Origin of the sequence: Mesorhizobium vachelliae (genome assembly GCF_033977325.1) — a bacterium.
Lineage (GTDB): Bacteria > Pseudomonadota > Alphaproteobacteria > Rhizobiales > Rhizobiaceae > Mesorhizobium > Mesorhizobium vachelliae.
Map to the genome: position 1 here is coordinate 204,977 of NZ_JAVIIR010000005.1, position 21,408 is coordinate 226,384.

General features: G+C 59.1%; 20 protein-coding genes and 1 pseudogene. 16 read left to right on the forward strand and 5 right to left on the reverse strand.

What is annotated here, in order from left to right:
• The first annotated feature begins 281 nt into the window (after positions 1-281).
• The 5 genes from RFM41_RS13245 (at position 282) to RFM41_RS13265 (ending at position 7,021) form a co-directional block, all read left to right on the forward strand.
• Positions 282-959, forward strand: coding sequence for a vWA domain-containing protein (locus RFM41_RS13245; protein ID WP_320249075.1), 678 nt, complete (start codon positions 282-284; stop codon positions 957-959).
• Positions 960-962: 3 nt separating this feature from the next.
• Complete coding sequence (locus tag RFM41_RS13250; RefSeq protein ID WP_320249074.1) at positions 963-1,715, forward strand: PP2C family serine/threonine-protein phosphatase; 753 nt, start codon at positions 963-965, stop codon at positions 1,713-1,715.
• Positions 1,712-3,958 (forward strand): helix-hairpin-helix domain-containing protein, encoded by a 2,247-nt coding sequence (locus RFM41_RS13255; protein WP_320249073.1) that lies wholly within the window; start codon positions 1,712-1,714, stop codon positions 3,956-3,958. The genes RFM41_RS13250 and RFM41_RS13255 overlap by 4 nt, the downstream gene beginning before the upstream one ends.
• Before the next feature lie 244 nt (positions 3,959-4,202).
• Positions 4,203-5,291 (forward strand): dsDNA nuclease domain-containing protein, encoded by a 1,089-nt coding sequence (locus RFM41_RS13260; protein WP_320249072.1) that lies wholly within the window; start codon positions 4,203-4,205, stop codon positions 5,289-5,291.
• A 56-nt stretch (positions 5,292-5,347) separates the two neighbouring features.
• Positions 5,348-7,021, forward strand: a complete 1,674-nt coding sequence (locus RFM41_RS13265) for an AAA family ATPase (protein WP_320319269.1) — start codon at positions 5,348-5,350, stop codon at positions 7,019-7,021.
• 380 nt (positions 7,022-7,401) lie between these two features.
• Here the strand turns inward: RFM41_RS13265 and RFM41_RS13270 are convergent, their stop codons facing one another.
• From RFM41_RS13270 to RFM41_RS13285, 4 genes and pseudogenes are all read right to left on the reverse strand, one after another.
• The gene (locus RFM41_RS13270) at positions 7,402-7,869 is read right to left on the reverse strand and encodes a metallophosphoesterase family protein (RefSeq protein ID WP_320249070.1); all 468 of its coding nucleotides are present in this window, start codon (positions 7,867-7,869) and stop codon (positions 7,402-7,404) included.
• Positions 7,870-8,036: 167 nt separating this feature from the next.
• Positions 8,037-8,687, reverse strand: coding sequence for a LysE family translocator (locus RFM41_RS13275; protein WP_320249069.1), 651 nt, complete (start codon positions 8,685-8,687; stop codon positions 8,037-8,039).
• A 115-nt stretch (positions 8,688-8,802) separates the two neighbouring features.
• A pseudogene (locus RFM41_RS13280) lies at positions 8,803-9,012 on the reverse strand (MBL fold metallo-hydrolase); the annotation flags it as partial.
• Between the two features lie 255 nt (positions 9,013-9,267).
• Positions 9,268-10,161 (reverse strand): LysR family transcriptional regulator, encoded by an 894-nt coding sequence (locus RFM41_RS13285; RefSeq protein WP_320249068.1) that lies wholly within the window; start codon positions 10,159-10,161, stop codon positions 9,268-9,270.
• A 109-nt stretch (positions 10,162-10,270) separates the two neighbouring features.
• On the opposite strand from RFM41_RS13285, the gene RFM41_RS13290 reads away from it, so the two are divergent.
• From RFM41_RS13290 to RFM41_RS13315, 6 genes are read left to right on the forward strand one after another with little or no spacing between them, the layout of a single operon-like run.
• Positions 10,271-10,690, forward strand: a complete 420-nt coding sequence (locus RFM41_RS13290; protein ID WP_320249067.1) for a (R)-mandelonitrile lyase — start codon at positions 10,271-10,273, stop codon at positions 10,688-10,690.
• Positions 10,683-11,516 carry an SDR family oxidoreductase gene (locus RFM41_RS13295; protein WP_320249066.1) on the forward strand — a complete coding sequence of 278 codons (834 nt, stop codon included), beginning with the start codon at positions 10,683-10,685 and terminating at the stop codon, positions 11,514-11,516. The genes RFM41_RS13290 and RFM41_RS13295 overlap by 8 nt, the downstream gene beginning before the upstream one ends.
• Before the next feature lie 17 nt (positions 11,517-11,533).
• Entirely contained in the window at positions 11,534-12,517 is a 984-nt protein-coding gene (locus RFM41_RS13300) for an aldo/keto reductase (protein WP_320249065.1), read from the forward strand.
• A 26-nt stretch (positions 12,518-12,543) separates the two neighbouring features.
• Positions 12,544-13,524: an aldo/keto reductase gene (locus RFM41_RS13305; RefSeq protein WP_320249064.1), complete on the forward strand. Its 981-nt coding sequence runs from the start codon at positions 12,544-12,546 to the stop codon at positions 13,522-13,524.
• Positions 13,521-14,126, forward strand: a complete 606-nt coding sequence (locus RFM41_RS13310) for an NAD(P)H-binding protein (RefSeq protein ID WP_320249063.1) — start codon at positions 13,521-13,523, stop codon at positions 14,124-14,126. Before RFM41_RS13305 ends, RFM41_RS13310 begins: the two co-directional genes overlap by 4 nt.
• Before the next feature lie 28 nt (positions 14,127-14,154).
• On the forward strand, positions 14,155-14,895 hold the full coding sequence (locus RFM41_RS13315) for an SDR family oxidoreductase (RefSeq protein WP_320249062.1): 741 nt from the start codon (positions 14,155-14,157) through the stop codon (positions 14,893-14,895).
• Between the two features lie 106 nt (positions 14,896-15,001).
• Here RFM41_RS13315 and RFM41_RS13320 read toward each other — a convergent pair whose 3' ends face one another.
• Entirely contained in the window at positions 15,002-16,036 is a 1,035-nt protein-coding gene (locus RFM41_RS13320; RefSeq protein WP_320249061.1) for a LacI family DNA-binding transcriptional regulator, read from the reverse strand.
• 175 nt (positions 16,037-16,211) lie between these two features.
• On the opposite strand from RFM41_RS13320, the gene RFM41_RS13325 reads away from it, so the two are divergent.
• The 5 genes from RFM41_RS13325 (at position 16,212) to RFM41_RS13345 (ending at position 21,388) form a co-directional block, all read left to right on the forward strand.
• Positions 16,212-17,258: a sterol desaturase family protein gene (locus RFM41_RS13325; RefSeq protein WP_320249060.1), complete on the forward strand. Its 1,047-nt coding sequence runs from the start codon at positions 16,212-16,214 to the stop codon at positions 17,256-17,258.
• Between the two features lie 99 nt (positions 17,259-17,357).
• Entirely contained in the window at positions 17,358-18,323 is a 966-nt protein-coding gene (locus RFM41_RS13330) for a sugar ABC transporter substrate-binding protein (RefSeq protein ID WP_320249059.1), read from the forward strand.
• 140 nt (positions 18,324-18,463) lie between these two features.
• Complete coding sequence (locus RFM41_RS13335) at positions 18,464-19,471, forward strand: ABC transporter permease (protein WP_320249511.1); 1,008 nt, start codon at positions 18,464-18,466, stop codon at positions 19,469-19,471.
• On the forward strand, positions 19,468-20,490 hold the full coding sequence (locus tag RFM41_RS13340) for an ABC transporter permease (protein ID WP_430691535.1): 1,023 nt from the start codon (positions 19,468-19,470) through the stop codon (positions 20,488-20,490). The genes RFM41_RS13335 and RFM41_RS13340 overlap by 4 nt, the downstream gene beginning before the upstream one ends.
• Positions 20,491-20,542: 52 nt before the next feature.
• Positions 20,543-21,388: an ATP-binding cassette domain-containing protein gene (locus RFM41_RS13345; protein WP_320249058.1), complete on the forward strand. Its 846-nt coding sequence runs from the start codon at positions 20,543-20,545 to the stop codon at positions 21,386-21,388.
• The last annotated feature ends 20 nt before the right edge of the window (positions 21,389-21,408 follow it).

Here is a 21,408-nt window from a genome sequence, read left to right on the forward strand (position 1 = left end):
TACCCTGACGTGAGCGATTGCCCATTGGCAGGCGATCGGGCCTGAAGTGAGTATCTTACCCGATGTGAAATGGCTTGTTTTGCCAATCGCACGGTCGATGTGAAGCCCGCGCATTTTCGGGGTGGGCGTTCTACCCGCTGCGGAGAAGGGGCCTGCGTACTGCCTGACGTAGTCCAAGCGTTGCCCTCCGCCGAATGGAATAACGAAAGATCCGGCGCAAGTGTTGCACTTCTCTGCACAAACCCAATAGACTAAAGCAGGGTTCAACAGGGGGATATGAAGTGGCCGAGTTTGAGCAGCAACCGTTTGCTGACGCTGGATTGATCGACAATCCGCAGCCGCGTTGCCCATGTGTCCTGATTCTTGACGTTTCAGGTTCGATGAGCGGTCGGCCGATCGAGCAATTGAACGAAGGGTTGCGACTCCTTCAAGAAGAAATCCAGAGCGACAGTCTCGCCGCCAAACGGGTCGAATTGGCCATCGTCACTTTCGGCCCCGTGAAGGTCGAAATGGACTTCACCAGTGCAACCAACTTCTTTGCGCCCCAGCTGGTATCTCAGGGCAACACACCTATGGGCGGAGCCATCGAAACGGGGCTTCAAATGTTGCGCCAGCGGAAAGACGTGATCCGGCAGAACGGCGTCTCGCTCTACAGGCCCTGGGTCTTCTTGATCACCGACGGCGCTCCAACCGATAGCTGGAAAGCCGCCGCCCAAAAGGTCAAGGAAGGCGAAGAGTCCAAGGCATTCATGTTCTACGCCATCGGTGTCGACAATGCCGATATGTCAACCCTGTCTCAGATTGCCGTGCGTCAGCCGTTGAAACTGAAAGGGTTACAGTTCCGAGAGTTCTTCCAGTGGCTGTCTAGCTCCTTAGGCGTCATGTCGCGATCCAACCCCGGAGAGCAGGTGCCTCTCCAGAATCCGACTGCGCCAGACGGTTGGGCTACTGCCGGCTGATCAATGCGATGGTCATATGCAACCGCGTCGGTTCGCGGAACTTCGCATGTTCGGGCAGGCACGCGTCTTCAAGACGCCAAGCGATGCTTTGTCGTAGGTGACACGTCTCTGTTGGTCGTGGTGGCCGATGGCGCGGGATCGGCCACGTTCGGCGGCGAAGGTGCGGCAATCGTCTGTCGCACGATCGCAACATCAGCGCACTCATTGCTCGCGACCAGTCCAGACATTCCGACAGATGATATGGTGTGGTCGTGGGTCGATGAGTGCCGAGATCGGATATCGGTTAGCGCGGCCAAGCGCGACTCCTCTCCTCGCCAGTTCGCTACGACCATGGTGCTTGTGCTTGCAACAAAGGCGGGGGTCCTTACTGCTCATGTTGGCGACGGTGCTGCGGTCGGTCGCCATTGTGACGACCGGCAATGGTCGGTCCTCAGCCGGCCCGCGCATGGGGAGTATGCGTCCACAACATTCTTCATCACGGACGATCCGGAGCCACAACTTCGGATATCTCGTTATCAACCAGACTATGACGCCATTGCGGTGTTCTCAGACGGAATCGAAAATCTGGTTATCGATCACAGGACGGGAGAGGCATCGCCCAGCTTTTTTGATCCCATGGCCAGACCCTTGGATAATTCTCCAGTCATCGGGAGGGACTTCGGTCTTTCACGGAATCTCGCCGCATTCCTTGACAGTGCCCGGGTCAACGATCTGACCGATGACGACAAGACCTTAGTTATAGCCGCCCGGAAATGAAGCTCGATAGGCTATTCGCAGATGGTCAGGAACTGACCATCAATAAGAAGATAGGCCATGGCGGAGAGGGTGAAGTCTTCTCTATCGCAAATGTTCCTGGGTACGCCGTCAAAGCTTACCTTCCGAAGGTAGTCAAAGAACGCGAAGGAAAAATTCGTGCGATGGTGAGTTCCAAACTCGCCGCAACCGCTTCGACAATCGCATTCCCCTATCAGATCGTGACGAACGCGAAAGGTGAGTTCGTCGGCTTCATGATGCGTCTCGTAGAGAAGCACAAGGAAATTCACGAACTTCAAACACCCTCGTCCCGACAGAAGCACTTTCCAAACGCCGATTACCGCTTCCTTGTCCGAACTGCCGTTAACATTGCCCGTGTCTTCGCACAGGTCCACGCGGCTGGGTGCATCGTCGGCGATATCAACCAGCGGGGCATTCTGGTCTCACAAACCGCGACCGTCGCCCTGATCGACGCCGATAGCTTTCAGGTAACACAAGGCGGGAACCGATATCTTTGTGTCGTGGGCGTGCCCGAATACACACCGCCTGAGCTACAGGAGAGATCTCTGGCGACGATTGTCCGAACACCGGATCATGACGCGTTTGGATTGGCAGTTTCGCTTTTTCAGGTTCTTTGCATGGACCGGCATCCTTTTTCCGGCCGGTACGCTGGCAACGGCGACATGCCGCTGGAAAAGGCAATCGCAGAATATCGCTTTGCATATTCCTCTCGCGCCACTGGGATGTCGCCACCTCCAGGTACTGTGCGTCTTAACGATTTCACTCCCGCGATCCGCGATTGTTTCGAGCAAGCTTTTTCACAGCAATACGTTGGACACCGACCCCTGCCCGCGCGATGGGTAGCCGCGCTTGAAGAGCTAGAAGCGTCTCTTCGGGTTTGTTCCCGCAACCGCCTGCATCACTACTCGCGGCTCGCACCAGATTGCCCGTGGTGCCGGATGGAGGCCGAATACGGACGGCCGCTGTTTATCAGCCATGAAATTTTCGCCGTTCATCTTCCCAATGGGCGGGTTGATGAGAAGCAGGGGCTTATCCTCGACGTTCAGGCACTACTTGCAGCAGTGAATGGCATCCCAATTCCGCCTGCCATCAGTGTGCCCGTCCCCATAACACCGTACATTGCGCAAGCCGGCCAGCCGGCGATTGATGCGAAACGCAGGCAGCGACTTGCACCTCTTCAAAGAGGTATAGGCGTTGCTGCCATCGTAGCGGCGGGCATCGCGTTTTTCGGCCTCCAGCTACCTTTCATTATTGCCGGTGCAATCGCTGCCTTCGGTGTGTGGCTCATCCTGCGGGAAGTTGATCCCGGCGTGAGCGTGACTCAAGCCCACAGGGCCGCAGTCGCCAACATCAAGAAACGGGTCGAAGACCTCCAATGTTCATCACCCATTGATCGTGTCCTAAGCAAGAAGGCGGAAGCCTTGGACGCGATCGATGAGTACAAGGCCCTGTCAAACTCGTACAGCCGAGTCGTGCCCGACTATGACCAGCGGCGGAGGCAGCAACAGCTTGACGTGCACTTGTCAAACCATCCGATCCGTGGCGCTCGGATCGGCAAAGTGTCGTCTATCGATGTCGCTTCGTTGACATCCTACGGCATCGCAAATGCCCTTGAAGCGAAGAAACGCGATGTGCAGCATGTGCATGGTATCGGCCCCGTAAAAGCCGCGAACATTGCGGCCTGGGTAAAGCGTGTCGAGGCTCATTTCCATTTCCGGCAGGAATACAGCCAAGACGACAAGAACAATATCAAGAAACTGCAATCGGATATCATCTCAAAGCAGCAGGGGGTTGACGACAAATTCAAGAGACTCGTCGAAGAGGCTCGCAAGGAGGCCGGTGCTTTCGAGGACTGGAAGAAGCGCAGCGACCCTGAGTTGGGAAGGCTGATGGGGCGCCTTGGGCAGACCGAAGCCGATCTTCGTTACCTTGGGCTTCCGGTGCCTACCATGGACAGCATCGCCCCGTTTGCAGTGCCGCCGATCGAGACATTCCGAAAAAACCGGCGATCAACGGCAACTAGATTCACGCCTAGCCAGCCCGCTTGGACGCCTACCGGCGTACGAAATACTTCGCCGAAGCCTTCACCTCGGCCAGCGGCGCAGTCTTGTCCTCGTTGCGGGAAACATATGGTCGTTCGAACTGCGAGACAGGGGCGCAATGCCGGAAATCAGTTTTGGGGATGCTCACGCTATCCGTCATGCACTGGAACTCGCCCGATCTAGGTGGGCTGTTTCGGTTGGATTTCGGCTGCCGCTCGGCATACCTCAACTATCAATATGATGCCTAAAATCGAGCTTCGCGCAGTCAAAGTGAGCAGCCTCGATGGTATGAGATAGCGGATTGGTAGCTGCGAAGCGGGAGAGCAGACATCATTTCTTGACGGTCAATGTCTATTCGATAAAGGACGTATCGTGCGCGACAGAATATGCCTAGGATAGGAAGATAGTGTCGATTCGGGCATCGTAATTGGACATAAGACAAGCTCTCCTGAACGAACCTCAGCGCGAGCAAGGTGGCAAGCTTGCGGTAGAACGATTTGAATACCAAGCAGCTTGGGGGCTTTCTCGGATACTCCAGCTTTACAAGAGTGGAGCCGACTTCGGGATCGCCTTCGAATTCCATGATGACGTCCTCGAACTCGACAGCATGAGCAGCCCGACGAAGGTCACCTTCTTCCAAGTGAAGACACAGAAGACCGGCACATGGACGCTCTCCAGCATCTCCGCCTCATCGGGAACCAAAGGGAAGAAAACTGCGGTCAAGCCAGGCGAGCCGCCGCCCGATAAGAAGTTGTCTTTCGCCGCGAAGATGTACGATAATTACAAGCGGTTTCCGGACCACACTGAGAGGCTGGTCTTCGTCACCAATCAGATGTGCTCTGATCTCGTAGCCGGCCATGGCGAGACGAAATTCGAAGCCGCCGCAGCGGCGAAGGTCGAATCCTTCCGAAAACGGCTGAAGGAGCAGGATCCTGAGTTCCAGGACGAGCATTCGAAGCTCTTCCATTTTTGCTGCTCCACTATGAATCTCGCCAGCTTCAGCGACACCATTATGGGCGCCGTCCAGAAGTTCGTGATCGAGCAGACCGGGATGACGGAAACCAGCACCTACGCCTTCGGTCTCATGCTTCTCGAAGAATGCCGCCAGCGGGAACGGATGGACGTCGACTTCAGCAGTTTTTCCGCGATGTCGGAATCCTTCGTAACACGAAAGCTGATCGATGATCGCCTTGAGGATTTCAAGAGGAGGCGCAAGGAGGCAGTGGAGTGGTCGGAGATTGCGCCATCCATTACGAACATCGTTCGTCGGCGCGACATCGGGGCTGCCTGGAGGCTCTACGTCAACGATCGTCGTTCCCGCTACGGGCCAGGACCGCAAAGATTTCGGAAGGCCGTCAAGGATGTTGCTGCCAAGCACATTGCCGGGGCCCGCGATCTACTAACGGAGGTGGACGCAGCTCTTCCGGAAGTCAGGGAACTTGCAGATATGTGGGACAAAACCGCGACCGACGACTATATCCGCGCCGTCATCCTCTACGAGTTCCACGATGTCTAGCAGCGAACGGTTTCAGCAACTGATAAGAAATCTCAGATTGAAGAACAATGAAAAACTTGCGCTTCGAGAAGTTAGAACTCCTGTCGACAACGGAGCGCAAGGGCAGGACGGTCAGGTTCCATCCTCGACTGACGGTGATCACCGGCGAGAATGACGTCGGGAAGTCGTCCGTCATCAAGAGCATCTACTGGGCTTTTGGCGCACCGGTCAGGATGCATCCGGAGTGGCTCAAAGCAAAGGTAAAGGCCCGCGTTTTGTTCGCCGTCGATGGCGAACGGTTCTCGATCGTCAGGGACGGCACCGCCTTCGGGGTGTTCGACGAGAAGGGCGATCTCCTGATCAAAACGAGGAGCGTCACCTCCGAGCTTGGCCCGTTCCTTGCGAAAATGCTCGATTTTGGCCTCGTGCTGCCGAACAAGTCCGGCGTGACGGAGACGCCGCCGCCAGCTTACATGTTCATGCCTTTTTATATCGACCAGGACAGTGGGTGGAAGCAGGCGCTCGAATCCTTCGACAACCGCGGGCAGTACAAGAACCCGCGGAAGGCCGTGGTGGAGTTTCATTCCGGCATCAGGCCGAACAGGTACTATGAACTCCAGGCGAGGAAGTCTGCCGTACAGCTGGAGATCGCCGAATTCGGCCGCGACCGCCAGGTGCTGGTTAAGGCCGTCGACAAGTTGAATTTGCAACCAGCCTTCACTGGAACCGAGTTCACCGAGCTTGAGCATCGGGAATCCGTAGATCGCCTTCTCCTGGAGCTTCGCGACCTTCGGGCTGCACGTTTGAAGAGCGCCACCGAGCTTGCCGACCTCGTCGACGAGCGCGAACTCGTGACCGAGCAGATGAAGATCGCCCGTCTAGCAATGGAGGAGCTAGGTAAGGACTACGCCTACGCTTCGAAAGCCGAGGCTGAGGTCTTCTGCCCGACCTGTGGAACGGTTCACCACAACGACTTCACGCATAAGTTCTCTATCCTCGATGATCGCGAAGCCTGCGCTCAGTTTCTTCGCGACCAATACGACCGCCTGGTCGATATCCACAAACGGGCGTACAAGATGGAAGCGCGCCTGAGCGATACCGACGTACTCATCGAGAAGGTGGCTGGAACTTTAGCCGAAAAAGAAGGCGACCTCACGCTCAAGGAGGTCATCGAAAACGCCAGCGCAAACATGGCCAGGGGCCTTTTCGACACGCAGCTCGACGACATACGGGCGGAGGTCGACAGACGGGCTGGGGAAATCGTCGAGATCGACGCCGAGGTGAAAAAGCTGGACGACAAGAAGCGGAGAAAGGAGATCGAGGCCTACTATGCTGAGCTTATGACCGGCTTCCTACGGACCCTTAACGTTCGAAGGATCGATTTAGACAGCGCGATCAAGATCGTCCGCAAGGTGAACGATACCGGAAGTGACCAACCGCGCGCGGTCCTGGCCTACCATCTCGCACTCATGAAGACCATCTTCCGGTTCTCCTCCGCCCTAACGGCGCCGATGATCATCGATAGCCCCAACCAGCAGGACCAGGACGCGACCAACGTGGCGGCGATGATCGCCCTCATCCTGAACAGTCGCCCGGACAACGGCCAGACGATTCTCGGGACGGTTAGCCTTCACGATCAGAAGGTTGAGGAGGGAGAGGTAATCGAGCTCGTTGACGAACTGTCGGCCTTGTCGTCTGCTCAATATTCTCAAATCCTTGATATCATGAACCCTTTCTTAGGGGTGCTGTAGTTCGGGAAGAATAAAGCGAAACACACCACCTCCGACATTGGGGTACCGCTGCCGCGCGTGGAGCGTCGGCCGTCGGCGCTGCTGAGGCCGGTTCCCAACCGAATGAAGCGCAAAAGCGGCTATAGTCTCGAACATCACGGTATACCCCCGAGTGACGTAACCCGGTGAGCACCGCACGGCGTAACATCTAGGTTGGCACCAACTATTTGTGACACCCTTAGCGACGGGCCTAAACCTTGAAGTGACACAACGGCATCGCGCCGGTGGACTGCCAGCATTAGCGAATGGCGGCTTTGCGCCGATTTCGGCCGCATACGCGGATGGTGCCTCCGCCTGAAACCAGCCGAAAACTGAGACGAGGCGCGGGGCCGTGCGACGCATCATCTGTTGCCCAGGTCGTGAATAACTGGTTGCATGTGGCTGGACGTGACATCGATCGTTCCCAACGTGATCGGCAGCTTGAAGCGCTGCCGGCCGGCGCTGCCGGGATTGAGATAGAGCACCCCATCGACGGTCTCGATCTTCGGCACGTGCGAGTGGCCAGAGATGACCAGGTCGATGCCAAGCGCCGTGGGCGGGATCTGCAGCGTCTTGAGGTCGTGAAGCACACAGATCGTTCGCCCCGCAAGCCGCACGCGCTCAGTGTCAGGGTACCGCGCAGCCCAGCTTCCGGTGTCCACGTTTCCTCTGATAGCGGTTACCGGCGCAATCCTGCTAAGCGCGTCGATGATCTCCGGCCTACCTATATCTCCGGCGTGAATGATATGATCGGCCCCGGTCAGGCAACGCTCTGCCTCAGGCCGCAACAAGCCGTGGGTGTCCGAAATGATGCCGATCCTGAATGTCATCGATTGAGGCCTGGGGTAGTGGGTCAGTTTGAAATTTAGGATCTGTAGTGACCGGGTGCGATGCCAGGTGTGTAAGCATGGCACTGATGAGCACAGGCACGGCCGAAGTCGGCTGCAAAAAATGTGGGGCACGATATTCCGTGCGCTAAAATGAAGCGGATTCCCGCTTAGTGCCTGTGCGCAGGATTGCCGTAAACAAGCAGCCGCAGACCCAGGCCGATCATGACAAAGCCGGTAAACCGTTCTTGCCATGGAAGCAGGCCCGGCCAGCTTTTCAACCACTGTCCGACCGTCCCCGACGCCATGGCAACGGAACCAAGGGAAACAACCCCGGCCAGCTTCTGGATTGATCCGAGGACAAGTAGCTGCACCCAAACCGGGCCGACATTCGGGTCAACGAACTGCGGCAGGAACGCGAACATGAATAGCAGGGACTTCGGATTGGTTAGGCTATTGATCGCGCCATCGCGGATGGCCGTCCAATCCGATATCTGAGTGACGGGAACGCGCTTGTTCTTGTGGCTGCCAAAGCTCGACCAGATCAGCCGCGCGCCAAGATAGAGCATATAGAGCGCGCCAGCCCACTGTAGCGCCACCAAGCCAGAAGGGTAAGCTTGCAGTAGCGACGTGACGCCGAGCACCAAAAGGCCGACTTGAAAGAGGCCGGCGAGAAAGACCATGCCGACTACGGTCAGGAACGCTATCCGTCGTCCCTGTCCGATGCCGCGCGCGATCACAAGCATCATGTCCGGGCCGGGGGTAATTTCCAACACGACCAGCGCCGCAAGGAATGTGAGTAACGTCGATATGTTGGGCATAGCCGCTTCCTAAACGGATACGTCGGCTATAACCTATTCCGTAAGCTCTGTCTGGTGCGCGTTCATTGAAAGCCACAATTTGAAACTGACCACTATCAGGCCTGGGACGGGCGGCGAGCACGCGATCGAAGCGCGCATGCGTGAGAAGCAGGTCGTCGAGGCGCCTGAAGCCGGCATTGACACGTAGCAGCTGTCGCTGTGTGGCCTTCGCCGCAGTCAACCAGGATCCCTCTGGCCTCCGGTTTCAACGAGGAGGCTTGGCTGATTGCGTTCGGCCGAGTGGCACACTCGCAGAGGTGCCAAGGAATGTCAGCTTGAAGTTCATGAGATCACTTGCAACCTCATGAACCACGAAGCAAAGGGCTCGCAGGAAACACCCCTCGGTTTGAATGAATCAAATTCGCCCATGTGCCCTAAACAAGGGATCTATCTTATTGACGATGTCCAGATAGTTGGGCGGGGCCACCTGAAAGGGCGGGTTTGCGCCCCATCCCGTCATTCATTCTGCTTTGCCGTTTCCCGATAGCTGACGTTGCAGCCTCCAGCGGATTTATGTTCTCGCTGCGCACAAAGAGTTCAGTCACGACCTCTCCCTGAGCACATCGACGAGCAACTGGAATGCCGGCGAGGCCTGCCGGCGCGACGGGTAATACAAGTGGTATCCCGTGAATCGTGGGCACCACTGGGTCAAGACACGTTGCAATGTGCCCTCCCGAAGATGCGGCTCCGCCATATCTTCCGGAATACACGCTACGCCGTGCCCCCGTAGCGCAGCCACCAGGATCGGAACGCTGGAGTTGAAGGCCAGTTGCCCGTCGACACGAACGCTGATCTTTTGACTGTCGCGCTCGAACTCCCAGGCGTAGAAGCCACCGTGAGTGGGCAACCGCAGGTTCATGCAATTGTGCCTGGTCAGGTCATGGGGTTTGCGCGGTTCACCCTTAGCTCGCCAGTAAGCGGGCGTGGCAACCACGGCCATGCGCCAATCAGGCCCGATCCGAACTGCGATCATATCGCCCGCAACCTCACCTCCGAGCCGTACGCCCGCATCGTACCGACCAGCGACGATGTCCACATACCCGTTGTCAATATGAACCTCGACCTTGATCTCAGGGTATTCCGTCAAAAACAAATCGAGCTTCGGCCAGATCACCGTCCGGACCGCATGCTCACCCGCATTGATCCTTAGGGTGCCGGAAGGCTTGTCGCGGAGGATCGTCAAGTTATCCAGTTCGCGGTCGATATCTTCGAAATGATGGCCGAGACCGTTGACCAGGCGCTCGCCTGCCTCGGTTAGCGCGACACTCCGCGTTGTGCGGGCCAGAAGCCGCAAACCCAAAGCGGTTTCCACTCTACGAATTGTATGGCTCAAGGCTGACTGCGAGACACCAAGCTGGGCCGCTGCACGTGTAAAACTGCGTTCGCGTGCGACGGCCATGAAGGCAAGAAGGTCGTTGATGTCGGGCTTCGGCATATATGAACGGCATTCATGAGGTCATGCCGATCTTACTATCTAATCACTGCGGCGCCAGGGACCTATTTTGATTTCCGTTAGTTTGGCCACGAGCCGACAGGAGATCTCCATGCAAATCGCACGCGCAGGATCGCAGCCCTCGGGAAAAGGCCCCTCCGAGTGGTTCACAGGGATTGTGCGGATCGACCCGTTGTTCCCGGTTGCCGAACCCTCACGGGCAGCCGCCAACGCAGTCACCTTCGAGCCAGGTGCACGCACCGCATGGCATACCCATCCCCTTGGGCAGATGCTCATCGTCACCGCAGGACGCGGCCTAGTGCAGCGCGAAGGCGGGCCGGTTGAGGAAATCCTTCCCGGCGATGTTGTGCGCTTCGCGCCCGATGAAAAGCACTGGCATGGGGCCACACCAACCACTGCATTGACCCACATAGCCATTCAGGAATCGCTCGACGGCAAGGCCGTCACCTGGCTGGAGCACGTGAGCGATGCCCAATATCTCGACACGAAGGGAGAGCGTCGTCATGACTGAGGTTGTTGTCGTTATCGGTGCAGGTTCCATTGGGCAGGCAATCGCCCGGCGCGTCAGTTCGGGCAAGCATGTACTGCTCGCCGATCTCAGGCGCGAGAACGCCGAAGCTGCCGCCAAGCTGCTTGCGGATGCGGGTTTCGATGTCAGCACGGCCGCCGTAGACGTGTCGAAGCGCGAATCGGTCCACGCCCTGGTCGAGACCGCGACAAAGCTTGGCGAAGTCGTGCACCTTATTCATGCCGCGGGCGTCTCGCCGTCGCAGGCGTCACCCCAGACGATCCTGCATGTCGACCTCTACGGGACTGCCCTGGTCCTAGAGGAGTTTGGCAACGTGATCGCCAAGGGTGGGTCGGGTGTCGTTATAGCGTCGCAATCCGGTCACCGTCTCGGTGCTCTGACCGATGAGCAGAACAAGGCGTTGGCAACCACGGTCCCCGAGGAATTGCTCACGTTGCCGTGGCTGCAGCCCGATAAAGTTACTGATCCACTCAACGCCTATCAAATCTCCAAGCGGGGCAATTCCCTGCGTGTGATGTCCGAGGCGGTGCGTTGGGGCAAGCGAGGCGCGCGCATCAACACAATCAGCCCAGGCATCGTCATTACACCGCTCGCGCGTGATGAACTGACCGGCCCGCGTGGAGAAGGTTACCGCCGCATGATCGAGCTGTCTCCCGTCGGTCGTGCCGCGACACCCGATGAAGTCGGCAATGTCGGCGCGCTGCTGATGGGTGCGGAAGGCGCTTTCATCACCGGCAGCGACTTCCTGGTGGATGGCGGTGTCACCGCTTCGTATTGGTATGGCGAGCTTGCGCCGAAAGCCTCTTGAACAAAAGGTTCAAGGCCATGAAAAAGCGCATTATCGGCGAGAGCAGGCTGGAGGTATCGGCTATCGGTCTCGGCTGCATGGGGATGAGCGCCAACTACGGCACGCCCCCTGATCGAAGCGAGATGATCGGACTGCTGCGCAAGGCAGTCGAGCGCGGCGTAACCTTCTTTGATACTGCGGAGGCTTATGGGCCGTTCACGAATGAGGAACTGGTTGGCGAAGGCCTCGCGCCGGTTCGCGACCAAGTCGTCATCGCCACCAAGTTCGGCTTCGATATCGACCCGCAAACAAGGGAGCGGCGCGGGTTTAACAGCCGGCCCGACCATATCAGGGCCGTATGTGAGGCTTCGCTCAAACGACTGCGCACGGACCGTATCGATCTTTTCTACCAGCACCGGGTCGATCCCAACGTCCCCATGGAAGACGTGGCAGGGACGGTCAAGGAGCTTACTGCAGAGGGCAAGGTTCGGCACTTCGGACTCTCGGAGGTTAGCGCCTCAACGATACGCCGTGCGCATGCCGTTCAGCCTGTTACCGCCGTCCAGAATGAATATTCGCTGTGGGCGCGGGACGTGGAGGCCCAAGTGCTTCCCGCCTGCGAGGAACTCGGCATCGGCTTGGTGCCGTGGAGCCCGCTGGGTCAAGGATTCCTGACCGGAAAGGTGGCCCCGGACGCCACATTCGAGAAGTCGGATGTGAGATCCTGGTTCCCCCGCTTCAAGCCGGAAGCGATGAAGGCCAACCAGGCGCTGGTCGTCCTGCTGCAGCGGGTGGCTGCCGACAAGGGAGCGACGCCGGCTCAAATTGCGCTCGCATGGCTGCTCGCGAAGAAGCCGTGGATCGTTCCCATCCCCGGCACGCGAAAGCTGCACCGCCTCGAAGAAAATCTCGCATCAGCCGAGATCGAACTCACCGCGCAGGACTTGCGCGCAATTGGGGCAGCCGCTTCGCAAATTCCTGTCGAAGGGGCGCGCGGCACGGGCCGCGAAATTCACGCCTGAGCGCTCACCACAATAGGATCTCGACAATGAAAAAGCGCACACTCGGAAAAAGCGGCCTTGAAGTCTCGGCGATCGGCCTTGGCTGTATGGGCATCAGCCAATCATACGGCGCGCCCATGCCGCTGCCCGACGCGATCGCTCTCATTCGCGGCGCGTTTGATCGCGGCATCACCTTCTTCGACACGGCCGAGGTATACGGCCCGTACAAGAACGAAGAGGTCGTCGGCGAGGCGCTCCAGCCTATCCGCGACCGCGTCGTCATCGCGACCAAGTTCGGGTTCAATATCGAAGGCGGGGGCGCGATGGACAGCTCCGCGCAGCGCATCCGCGCGGCGGTCGAAGGTTCGCTCAAGCGTCTTCGCACGGACCGCATTGATCTTCTGTACCAGCACCGGGTCGATCCCAACGTCCCCATGGAAGACGTGGCGGGGACGGTCAAGGAGCTTATCGCCGAGGGCAAGGTCCTGCATTTCGGGCTCTCGGAGGCGGGTGTCAAGAACATCCGCCGCGCCCATGCCGTGCTGCCAGTGACGGCAGTGCAAAGCGAGTATTCCTTGTGGTGGCGCGAGCCAGAAGAGCAGATCCTGCCCGTGCTCGAAGAGCTCGGCATCGGATTCGTGCCGTTCAGCCCGCTCGGCAAGGGTTTCCTGACGGGCACGGTGAGCAAGGACGCCTCCTTCGGGAAGGATGACTACCGCAGCACTGTCCCGCGCTTCTCGCAGGACAACCTCGCAGCCAATCAGGCGCTGGTCGATGCTGTAAGCCGCATCGCCGGTGAAAAGAAGGTAACGCCCGCCCAACTGGCGCTCGCCTGGGTGCTGTCGCAGAAGCCTTGGATTGTCCCCATCCCCGGCACCACGAAACTCCACCGGATTGAGGAAAATATCGGAGCAGCCAGGGTCGATCTATCCGGCGATGATCTGGCGACCATCGACCAGGCCCTATCGAGCATCGCGATTGCGGGCGAGCGGTATTCTCCCCAGCATCAGGCGCGGATTGACCGATGACCGCAAATCATCAAAACCCGCTGAGAGTGCTGGTCTTGGGCGCCAACGGCCAGCTCGCCCGCAACACCACGCGCATGTTGCTGGACCAGAGCGACGCAAAGCTGACGCTCTACCTGCGCCGTGCAAGTCGCCTTCATAACCCTGATCCTTCGCGCGTGACAATCGTCGAAGGGGATGTGCTCGACGCGGCCGCGTTACGCGGCGCCATGGAGGGCCAGGACGTCGTCTATGCGAATCTTGCAGGGGATATGGCCCGGCAGGCGCGCAGCATCATCAAGGCGATGGATGCAACGGGCCTGAAGCGCCTGATCTTCATCAGCTCGATGGGCATCTATGGTGAGGTTCCGGGCGAGACTTACCGCAGGGTTCTCGATCCCTACCGGGATTCTGCCCTTGAAATCGAAGGTTCCGATCTCGACTACACCATTCTACGCCCTGGCTGGTTCACCAGCGAGGCTGAGGTGAATTACCGCCTGACCCGCAAGGGCGAGCCGTTCAGCGGCCACGATGTTTCGCTGAACAGCCTCTCCGACTTCATCGTCAAGCTCGCCACCACACCCGGGCTTCACTCCCGGGAAAGTCTTGGGGTCAGCAAGGGCTGATCCCGAATACAGCAGGAAAGGACAACCAATGACCTACGGCATCGAAGGAAAGGTGGTCGTCATCACCGGCGCCTCAAGCGGGCTTGGCGAAGCCGCCGCCCGCCGCCTTGCAAAAGACGGCGCGAAACTCATTCTTGGTGCACGCCGCGTCGAACGCCTCGAGGCGCTGGCCCGCGAGCTGTCGCTGCCCGATGGGTCCGTGCTGAAGACCGACGTAACGGATCCGAAACAGGTTCAGGCGCTTGTCGACCAGGCGTTGAATCTTCACGGCAAGCTCGACGTGATCATCAACAATGCGGGGCTCATGCCCCATTCGCCGCTCGAACGCGCCAAGATCGCGGAGTGGAACCAGATGATCGACGTGAACATCAAAGGCGTGCTTTATGGTATTGCTGCCGCGTTACCGCCAATGCAGGCGCAAAAGAGCGGGCAGATCATCAACGTTGCATCCGTTGCGGGTCACAAGGTCGGCAAGAACAATGCCGTCTACTCGGCAACGAAGCACGCGGTGCGCGCAATTTCTGAGGGACTGCGGCAGGAAGTGAAGCCTTACAACATCCGTACCACGATCATCTCACCCGGCGCGGTCGACACGGAACTGCCCAACAGCATCACCGAGTCTGACGTCTCGCAAGGCATCCACGACTTCTACGCAAAGTTCGCCATTCCCGCAGATTCCTTCGGCAGCATGGTAGCGTTCGCCATCGCCCAGCCCGAGGAGGTCGACGTAAACGAAATATTGTACAGGCCCACTGCGCAGGAACTATAGATCGAATTGGAAACAGCAGTACGACGTGGGCGCGTCAGGCATTGCGTACGGAACCAAAGTGGATGGGTGGGACGTTGAACGGCGCCGGCGCGAAAGAAACCTCGCCTTAAATGTTCTCCGGGGTGACAATTTCAAATGGGATGGAGCGCTGAAGGGTTGCTAGCGGCGCGTGGGGACCAATCACGTCAATCATCGTCTGCACAAGAAGGGCGGACGTGGCTTCGAGCGGATGGCAGAGAGCTGCCGTTATCAACCCTTCCGACAATCCCTTGCGTGTCTCGGGCCCAATGTCGCGGCATACCACCTTGATACCCGATCGCCTCTCGGGAGACACTTCCCTCAAGGCACGAAGCACGCCGGTGATACCGCCGCCGACGATCAGAATCCCCACAAGATCGTCCGTCGCTTGCAGGAGCTCAGCCACCATTCTGTAAGCCTCGCTCGATTCCTCATGCGTAGGGCGACTTTCCTCGACGGTGAGCCGTGGAGCGTGCTCGCGCAGATAGGAACGGAAGCTGGCGTCAGAGACGTCCTGGCATTGATAGCGATGATTGCCGATGAAGACAGCAATTCGACCAGGGCCTTGCGTCGTTTGCGTGATCAGGAAGGCCGCGGTCCGGCCCAGCTTCCAATTGTCGGTGCCCACGTAAGCCGCCCTTTCCGGCGCGGACTGATCCGTGATGTAGGAGACGACCGGCTTCCCCATCTCCCTCAGGGAATGGATGGCCTGGCCGACGATCGGGTGATCCGCTGCAACCACCGCGACAGCGTCGCATTCCTCGCCGAGCGCGATAAGACGGTCCGAAATGGTCTCCGGCGTCAAAATATCGACAAAGTCGACGACAGGGTCGATGACGTCGTCCCGACGCTCGCGACAGGCGGCGACGATCTTCTTACCGAACAGTTGGTAGAGGTCGCGGGTTGACTGCTGAAGCAAGAAACCCAATCGGTAATGCGGCGATATCTTACGAGCCCTGTCGTCGATCGCCCCGATGCCGTAGAAGCCAATTTCTTCCGCCGCGCTCTGCACGCGTTGGACCGTTTTCGGCCGCACCGAAACGGTGCCGCCCAAAATTCTGTTCACCGTCGCAACCGATACGCCTGCCGCGGTCGCAAGATCGTGGATCGTCGGCCGTTTCATAACAGCCATCCCTGTATCATCATGATTGAGACGAAATGATATAAATGCAACTTTGATATTATTTCTGCCTTCTCCGAATATCAACCCTCCGATATGAATTGCGCCAAGTTAAGGGCTCGGACCGGGCCCGAACCCGGAAACACCGGACCGATATGGGCGAGGAGGCGCTGTCGCGATGGATGACCTTCAGTATGGAACACGCGACAAGCGCGGCAATTGGGCGCCGCACCGCCGCGCCGAGCCAGCGCCGATTTGGCATCGCCCGTTCAATGCAAAGAAGGTGGTGGCGTGGGTCCCGGAGTTCTTCTGGCCGTGGAACACGTTCCATCTCGCCACGGCGCTCATTTGGGTAAATCTGCTTATCCCGAGTTGGCAGAGCCTCGCCAGTTTCTCGTTGCTCAACTACCTTTGGCTATACGGCCTCAACGCCGCCGGGATTTTTCTGTTCTACGGCTTCTTTGAGTTGCGCTACTACATCCAGCGCAAGCAACAAAATCGCTTCAAGTACAATTCGAAATTTCCGTCGGACGCGCCGTCCGACGTGTTTTGGTTCCAAAGCCAGAACATCGACAATTTCACCCGCTCGTTTTTCGTTACGATACCGCTCTGGACCGTGGTCGAGATCGTGATGCTGTGGGTTTATGCGAACAGCTGGGCGGTGTGGCTGCCCTGGACGACGAACTGGCTGTACCTGTCGTTCCTGGTGCTTATCGCGCCGGCCGTGCACGAGGTCTATTTCTTCTTCCTGCACCGGGCGATCCATTGGCCACCGCTCTACAAATGGGTGCATTCGGTCCATCACAATTCGATCAATCCGAGCCCGTGGTCGTCGCTGTCGATGCACCCGGTCGAGGGTTTCCTCTATCATGCCGAAGCCTGGCTGCACCTGCTGATCCCTTCCAACCCGGTCTGCGCCTACTTCACGCTGCACGGCGCGGGATTCGGCGCGGTCAACGGCCATCTCGGTTTCGAGATCTTCGAAATCACCAACAAGGTAAACCTCGATAGCCATTCCTACGTGCATTACCTGCACCACAAATACTTCGAGGTGAATTACGGCGGCGACGGGCTGGTGCCCCTCGATAAGCTGTTCGGCACCTGGCACGACGGCAGCAAGGAAGCCGACGAGGCCATGAAAGCGCGCTTCCGCAAGAAAAAAGAAAGGATCAGGGGCCGCCAGGAAGGCCACGGCGATCCGGCATCGGGAATGCCGGCGGAATGACGAACCAAACGCTGTTTCGACTGTGCCCGTGAGGAGCGGGTCCGGGATAGCGGGACTCTTTGTTCAAAAACCCCACGGGGTAAATCTGGGAGGAAGACTATGAAGCTTTTCAAGACACTCGTGTCGACCGCTGTGCTGATCGGGTTCAGCACTGGCGCGACGCTTGCCGCGAACATCTTCGTCGTCGGCGGCAAGCCGGACGATCCGTTCTGGTCCATCGTCAAGCGTGGCGCCGAAGACGCCGGCAAGGTGGTCGAGGCTCAGGGCGGCAAGGTCACCTGGCTCGGCCCGCAGAACTACGACAATCTGGGTGTGGACGCCGCCGAGCTGATCCGCCAGGCCATCGACCAGAAGGCGGACGCCATTGTCGGCCCGGACTGGGTGCCGGAAGCGATGGACCCCGCGTTTAAGGCGGTCAAGGATGCGGGCATTCCGCTACTTATCTACAATGCGGGCGGGCTGAAAGCGGCCGATCGTCTCGGCGCCATGAACTATGTCGGGTCGGACGACTATAAGGGCGGTGTCGCCGGAGGCGAGTATCTCGCCAAGGCCGGCAACAAGAAGGGCGTCTGCATCAACACGTTACCCGGCGCAGCCAATATCGAAGCTTATTGCGGCGGCTTCAAAGAGGGGATGAAGAATGGGGGCGGCGAGGCCGACGTGCTGCCGTTGCCGGCCACTTCCTTCGGCTCGGCAACGGCCGTTGCCCAGGCGGTGAAAGCCTATCTGCTGCAACATCAGGACGTGAACGCGGTCTTTACGATCGGCAACGTCGACGCCAACTCGGCCATGAACGGTATCACTCAGGCCGGCAAGTCTGGAAAGGTGCATCTCTGCGGCATCAACTTCGACGAAACCATTCTCAACAACATCAAGGGCGGCCAGCAGGACTGTGCGATCGACCAGCAAGGCTATCTGCAAGGATACCTGGCGGTAGCGATCCTCAACGGCAAGGTGAACTACGGTCTCACCGTGCCGACCCGTGAGATACTCACCGGTCCGGGCATCATCGACAAGGCCAGCGTCGATGCTACCATCGCTGGCGTGAAAGCAGGGACGCGATAATCCTCCCCTGGGCCGCCCTGCCTTGCGGTAGGCGGCCCCTTTTACCTCTACGGCAGGCCACATCGAGGCCGGCCGCCGGCTCGCGGATTACCCCAATGGCACATCCCGTCGCATCCCCAGCAACTCCGGCACCCGACTACATGCGGTCCCGACTGGCCCTTGGCCGGCTGGCGCGGCGACCGGAGTCGGGCTCGTTCCTCGGCATGGTCGCCGTTCTGCTGTTCTTCGGACTCTTCGGCGGAAGCGGCTTTCTGTCGGCGGCGGGCACGGCCAGCTGGCTGAACATCGCTTCCGAGATCGGGATCATCGCGCTGCCGATAGGACTGCTGATGATCGCCGGCGAATTGGACATCTCTGTCGGCGCGGTGATCCCTGCGACATCGCTCACCGCTGCCATCGTCTCGGGCCACTATGGTCTCCCCGATTGGCTCGGCATAACAGCAGCGCTTGGACTGGGTCTCGCGGTCGGCTTCCTCAACGGGCTGCTCGTGACCAGGACGACGATCCCGTCGCTCATCATCACCATCGGCACTATGTTCGGCACGATGGGATTGACGCTGGGTCTCACCGTCAAGATCGCCGGGAGCACTGGTGTATCGCTGGTGCCTGATCCGTTCATCAAGCAAATCCTCGGTGATTATCTCGGTGGCATGTTCCAGGTGACGATCCTGTGGTGGGTGGTGTTCGTCATTGGCCTGTTCTGGCTCCTGCACATCTCGCCGATCGGCAACTGGATCTACGCGCTCGGGGGCGACAAGGAGAGTGCGCGCAATGTCGGCATTCCAACCAAGCGGCTCACCATCGGCCTGTTCATGCTCTCCGGCTTCAGCGCCGCTTTCGTCGGCGTCAGCGAGGTGATGGTCTATCAGAGCGCGCAGGTTCTCGCCGGCCAGTCCTTCATCTTTAATTCCATCATGTGCGTGGTGATCGGCGGGGTTCTGCTTACAGGCGGATTCGGCTCGATCGTCGGCATTGTGTTCGGCACGCTGACCTTCTCGATCGTGAACCAGGGCATCTACTTCACCAGCCTGGATCCGAACGTTGGCAGCGTCATCATCGGCGCGCTTCTTTTGATTGCGGTGCTGACCAACGACACTTTCCGCCAGTTGGCGCTCAGCTATTCGTCCAAGAAGGGAGGACAGTCATGATGGACGCGATCAAATCCCTGCTGCGCCGCCCCGAAGCCGGCTCTATCCTCAGCCTCATTGGCGTGGTGCTGTTCTTCGTTGTGTTCGGTGGCGCCAATCTGGGCACGCTGGTCGGCGCGGCGAGCTGGGTCAACTTCGCGGCCAATCTTGGCATCGTCGCCATTCCGGTCGGGCTGCTGATGATCGCCGGCGAACTCGATATCTCCATCGGCGCCTTGATCCCGGCGGGTTCGATGACCACGGCCATCCTGTCGGGCTATTACGGGCTGCCCATAACGGTGGGGATCGCCGGAGCGCTGGCGGTCGGCGTTGCGGTCGGCCTCGTCAACGGTCTGCTGACGATCCGCACTTCGGTGCCCTCGCTGATCATCACGCTTGCCACGCTCGTCGCCATGCAAGGCGTGGTGCTCAGCGCTTCGGTGCTTTTGACCGGCAACGCCAGCGTGGCGCTCACCGCCCCGGACTGGGCAAAATTTCTGTTCGGACAGCTCATCGGCGGCAGCCACCAGGTGATCATTGTCTGGTGGGTAGCGTTCGCCGCCGTCATGGGTTTCGTTCTGCACAAGACCCGCTACGGCAATTGGCTTTTTGCAATGGGCGGCGACAAGGTCAGCGCCCGCAACGCCGGCATTCCGACAAACCGCATGACGATCGCGCTGTTTGTCTTATCCGCGGTCAGCGCCACCTTCGTCGGCATATGCCAGGCGATCCTGTTCAACTCCGCCCAGGTCTCGGGCGGCATGAACTTCATCTTCAACGCCATCGTCTCCGTCGTTGTCGGTGGCGTGCTGCTGACCGGCGGGTTCGGCTCGGTCTTGGGCATCTTCGTCGGCACTATCACCTTCGCGATTGTGAGCCAGGGCATCTACTTCACCCAGATCGACCGAAACTGGTCGAACCTGATCATCGGTGTGATGCTTCTGCTGGCCGTGCTGATGAACCAGTCGTTCCGTGACCTGGCGCTGTACTTCAGACCGCGGGGCAAGCGAACCCTGCCGAGGGAGCCGGCAAACCCATGACAACTCAACCGAACCAGCCTGGCCGGTCCGCATGTGAAGGGATGAGCACGCCATGAACGATAAACCTGCCATTCTCGAACTGAGGAACGTCAACAAGTCCTTCGGACCGATCGACGTCCTGCACGACATTTCGCTCAGAGTGCGCGCCGGCGAAGTGCTCTGCCTGCTGGGCGACAACGGCGCCGGCAAGTCAACCCTGATCAAGACCTTGGCCGGCGTCCACAAGCCCACCAGCGGCGAGATACTAATGGATGGCCAGCCGGTGACCTTCACAGGACCGAGTGATGCACAGGGACGCGGAATCGCCACGGTGCACCAGTTCGGCGGCACGTTCCCGCTGATGAGCATCGGGCGCTCCTTCTTCGTCGGCGTCGAGCCGACCAAAGGCTGGGGACCGTTCAGGATCTACGACCGAAAGCGCGCCAACGAGATCGCGGTGAAAGCCGTGCGGGATTTCGGTATCACCCGAATCGATGACGGTGATCGGCTGGTCGGCGGCCTGTCGGGGGGCGAGCGCCAGTCGCTCGCCATTGCCCGCGCCGTCTATTTTGGCGCGCGCGTGCTGATCCTGGATGAGCCGACTGCGGCGCTCGGCGTCAAGCAGGCCTCACATGTGCTGCGCATCGTCAACGAGGCCAAGAAGCGCGGCCTCGCAGTGGTCTTCATCACCCACCAGGTCATGCACGCCATGACCGTCGGGGACCATTTCGCGGTGCTGATCCGCGGCGCGATCGCCGCCGATTTCCGCAAGGGCGAAAAGTCCCGCGAGGAAATCACGGATCTGATGGCCGGTGGCGAGACCATGGCCGACTTGGAAGCCCAGGTGGAAGGCTACATGGAAACCCATGAGGGACATCCGCCATCCCTCCAGGTACTGGAGGGCCCAACCGCGCACTAGACTTCACGGAGGCATCCCAC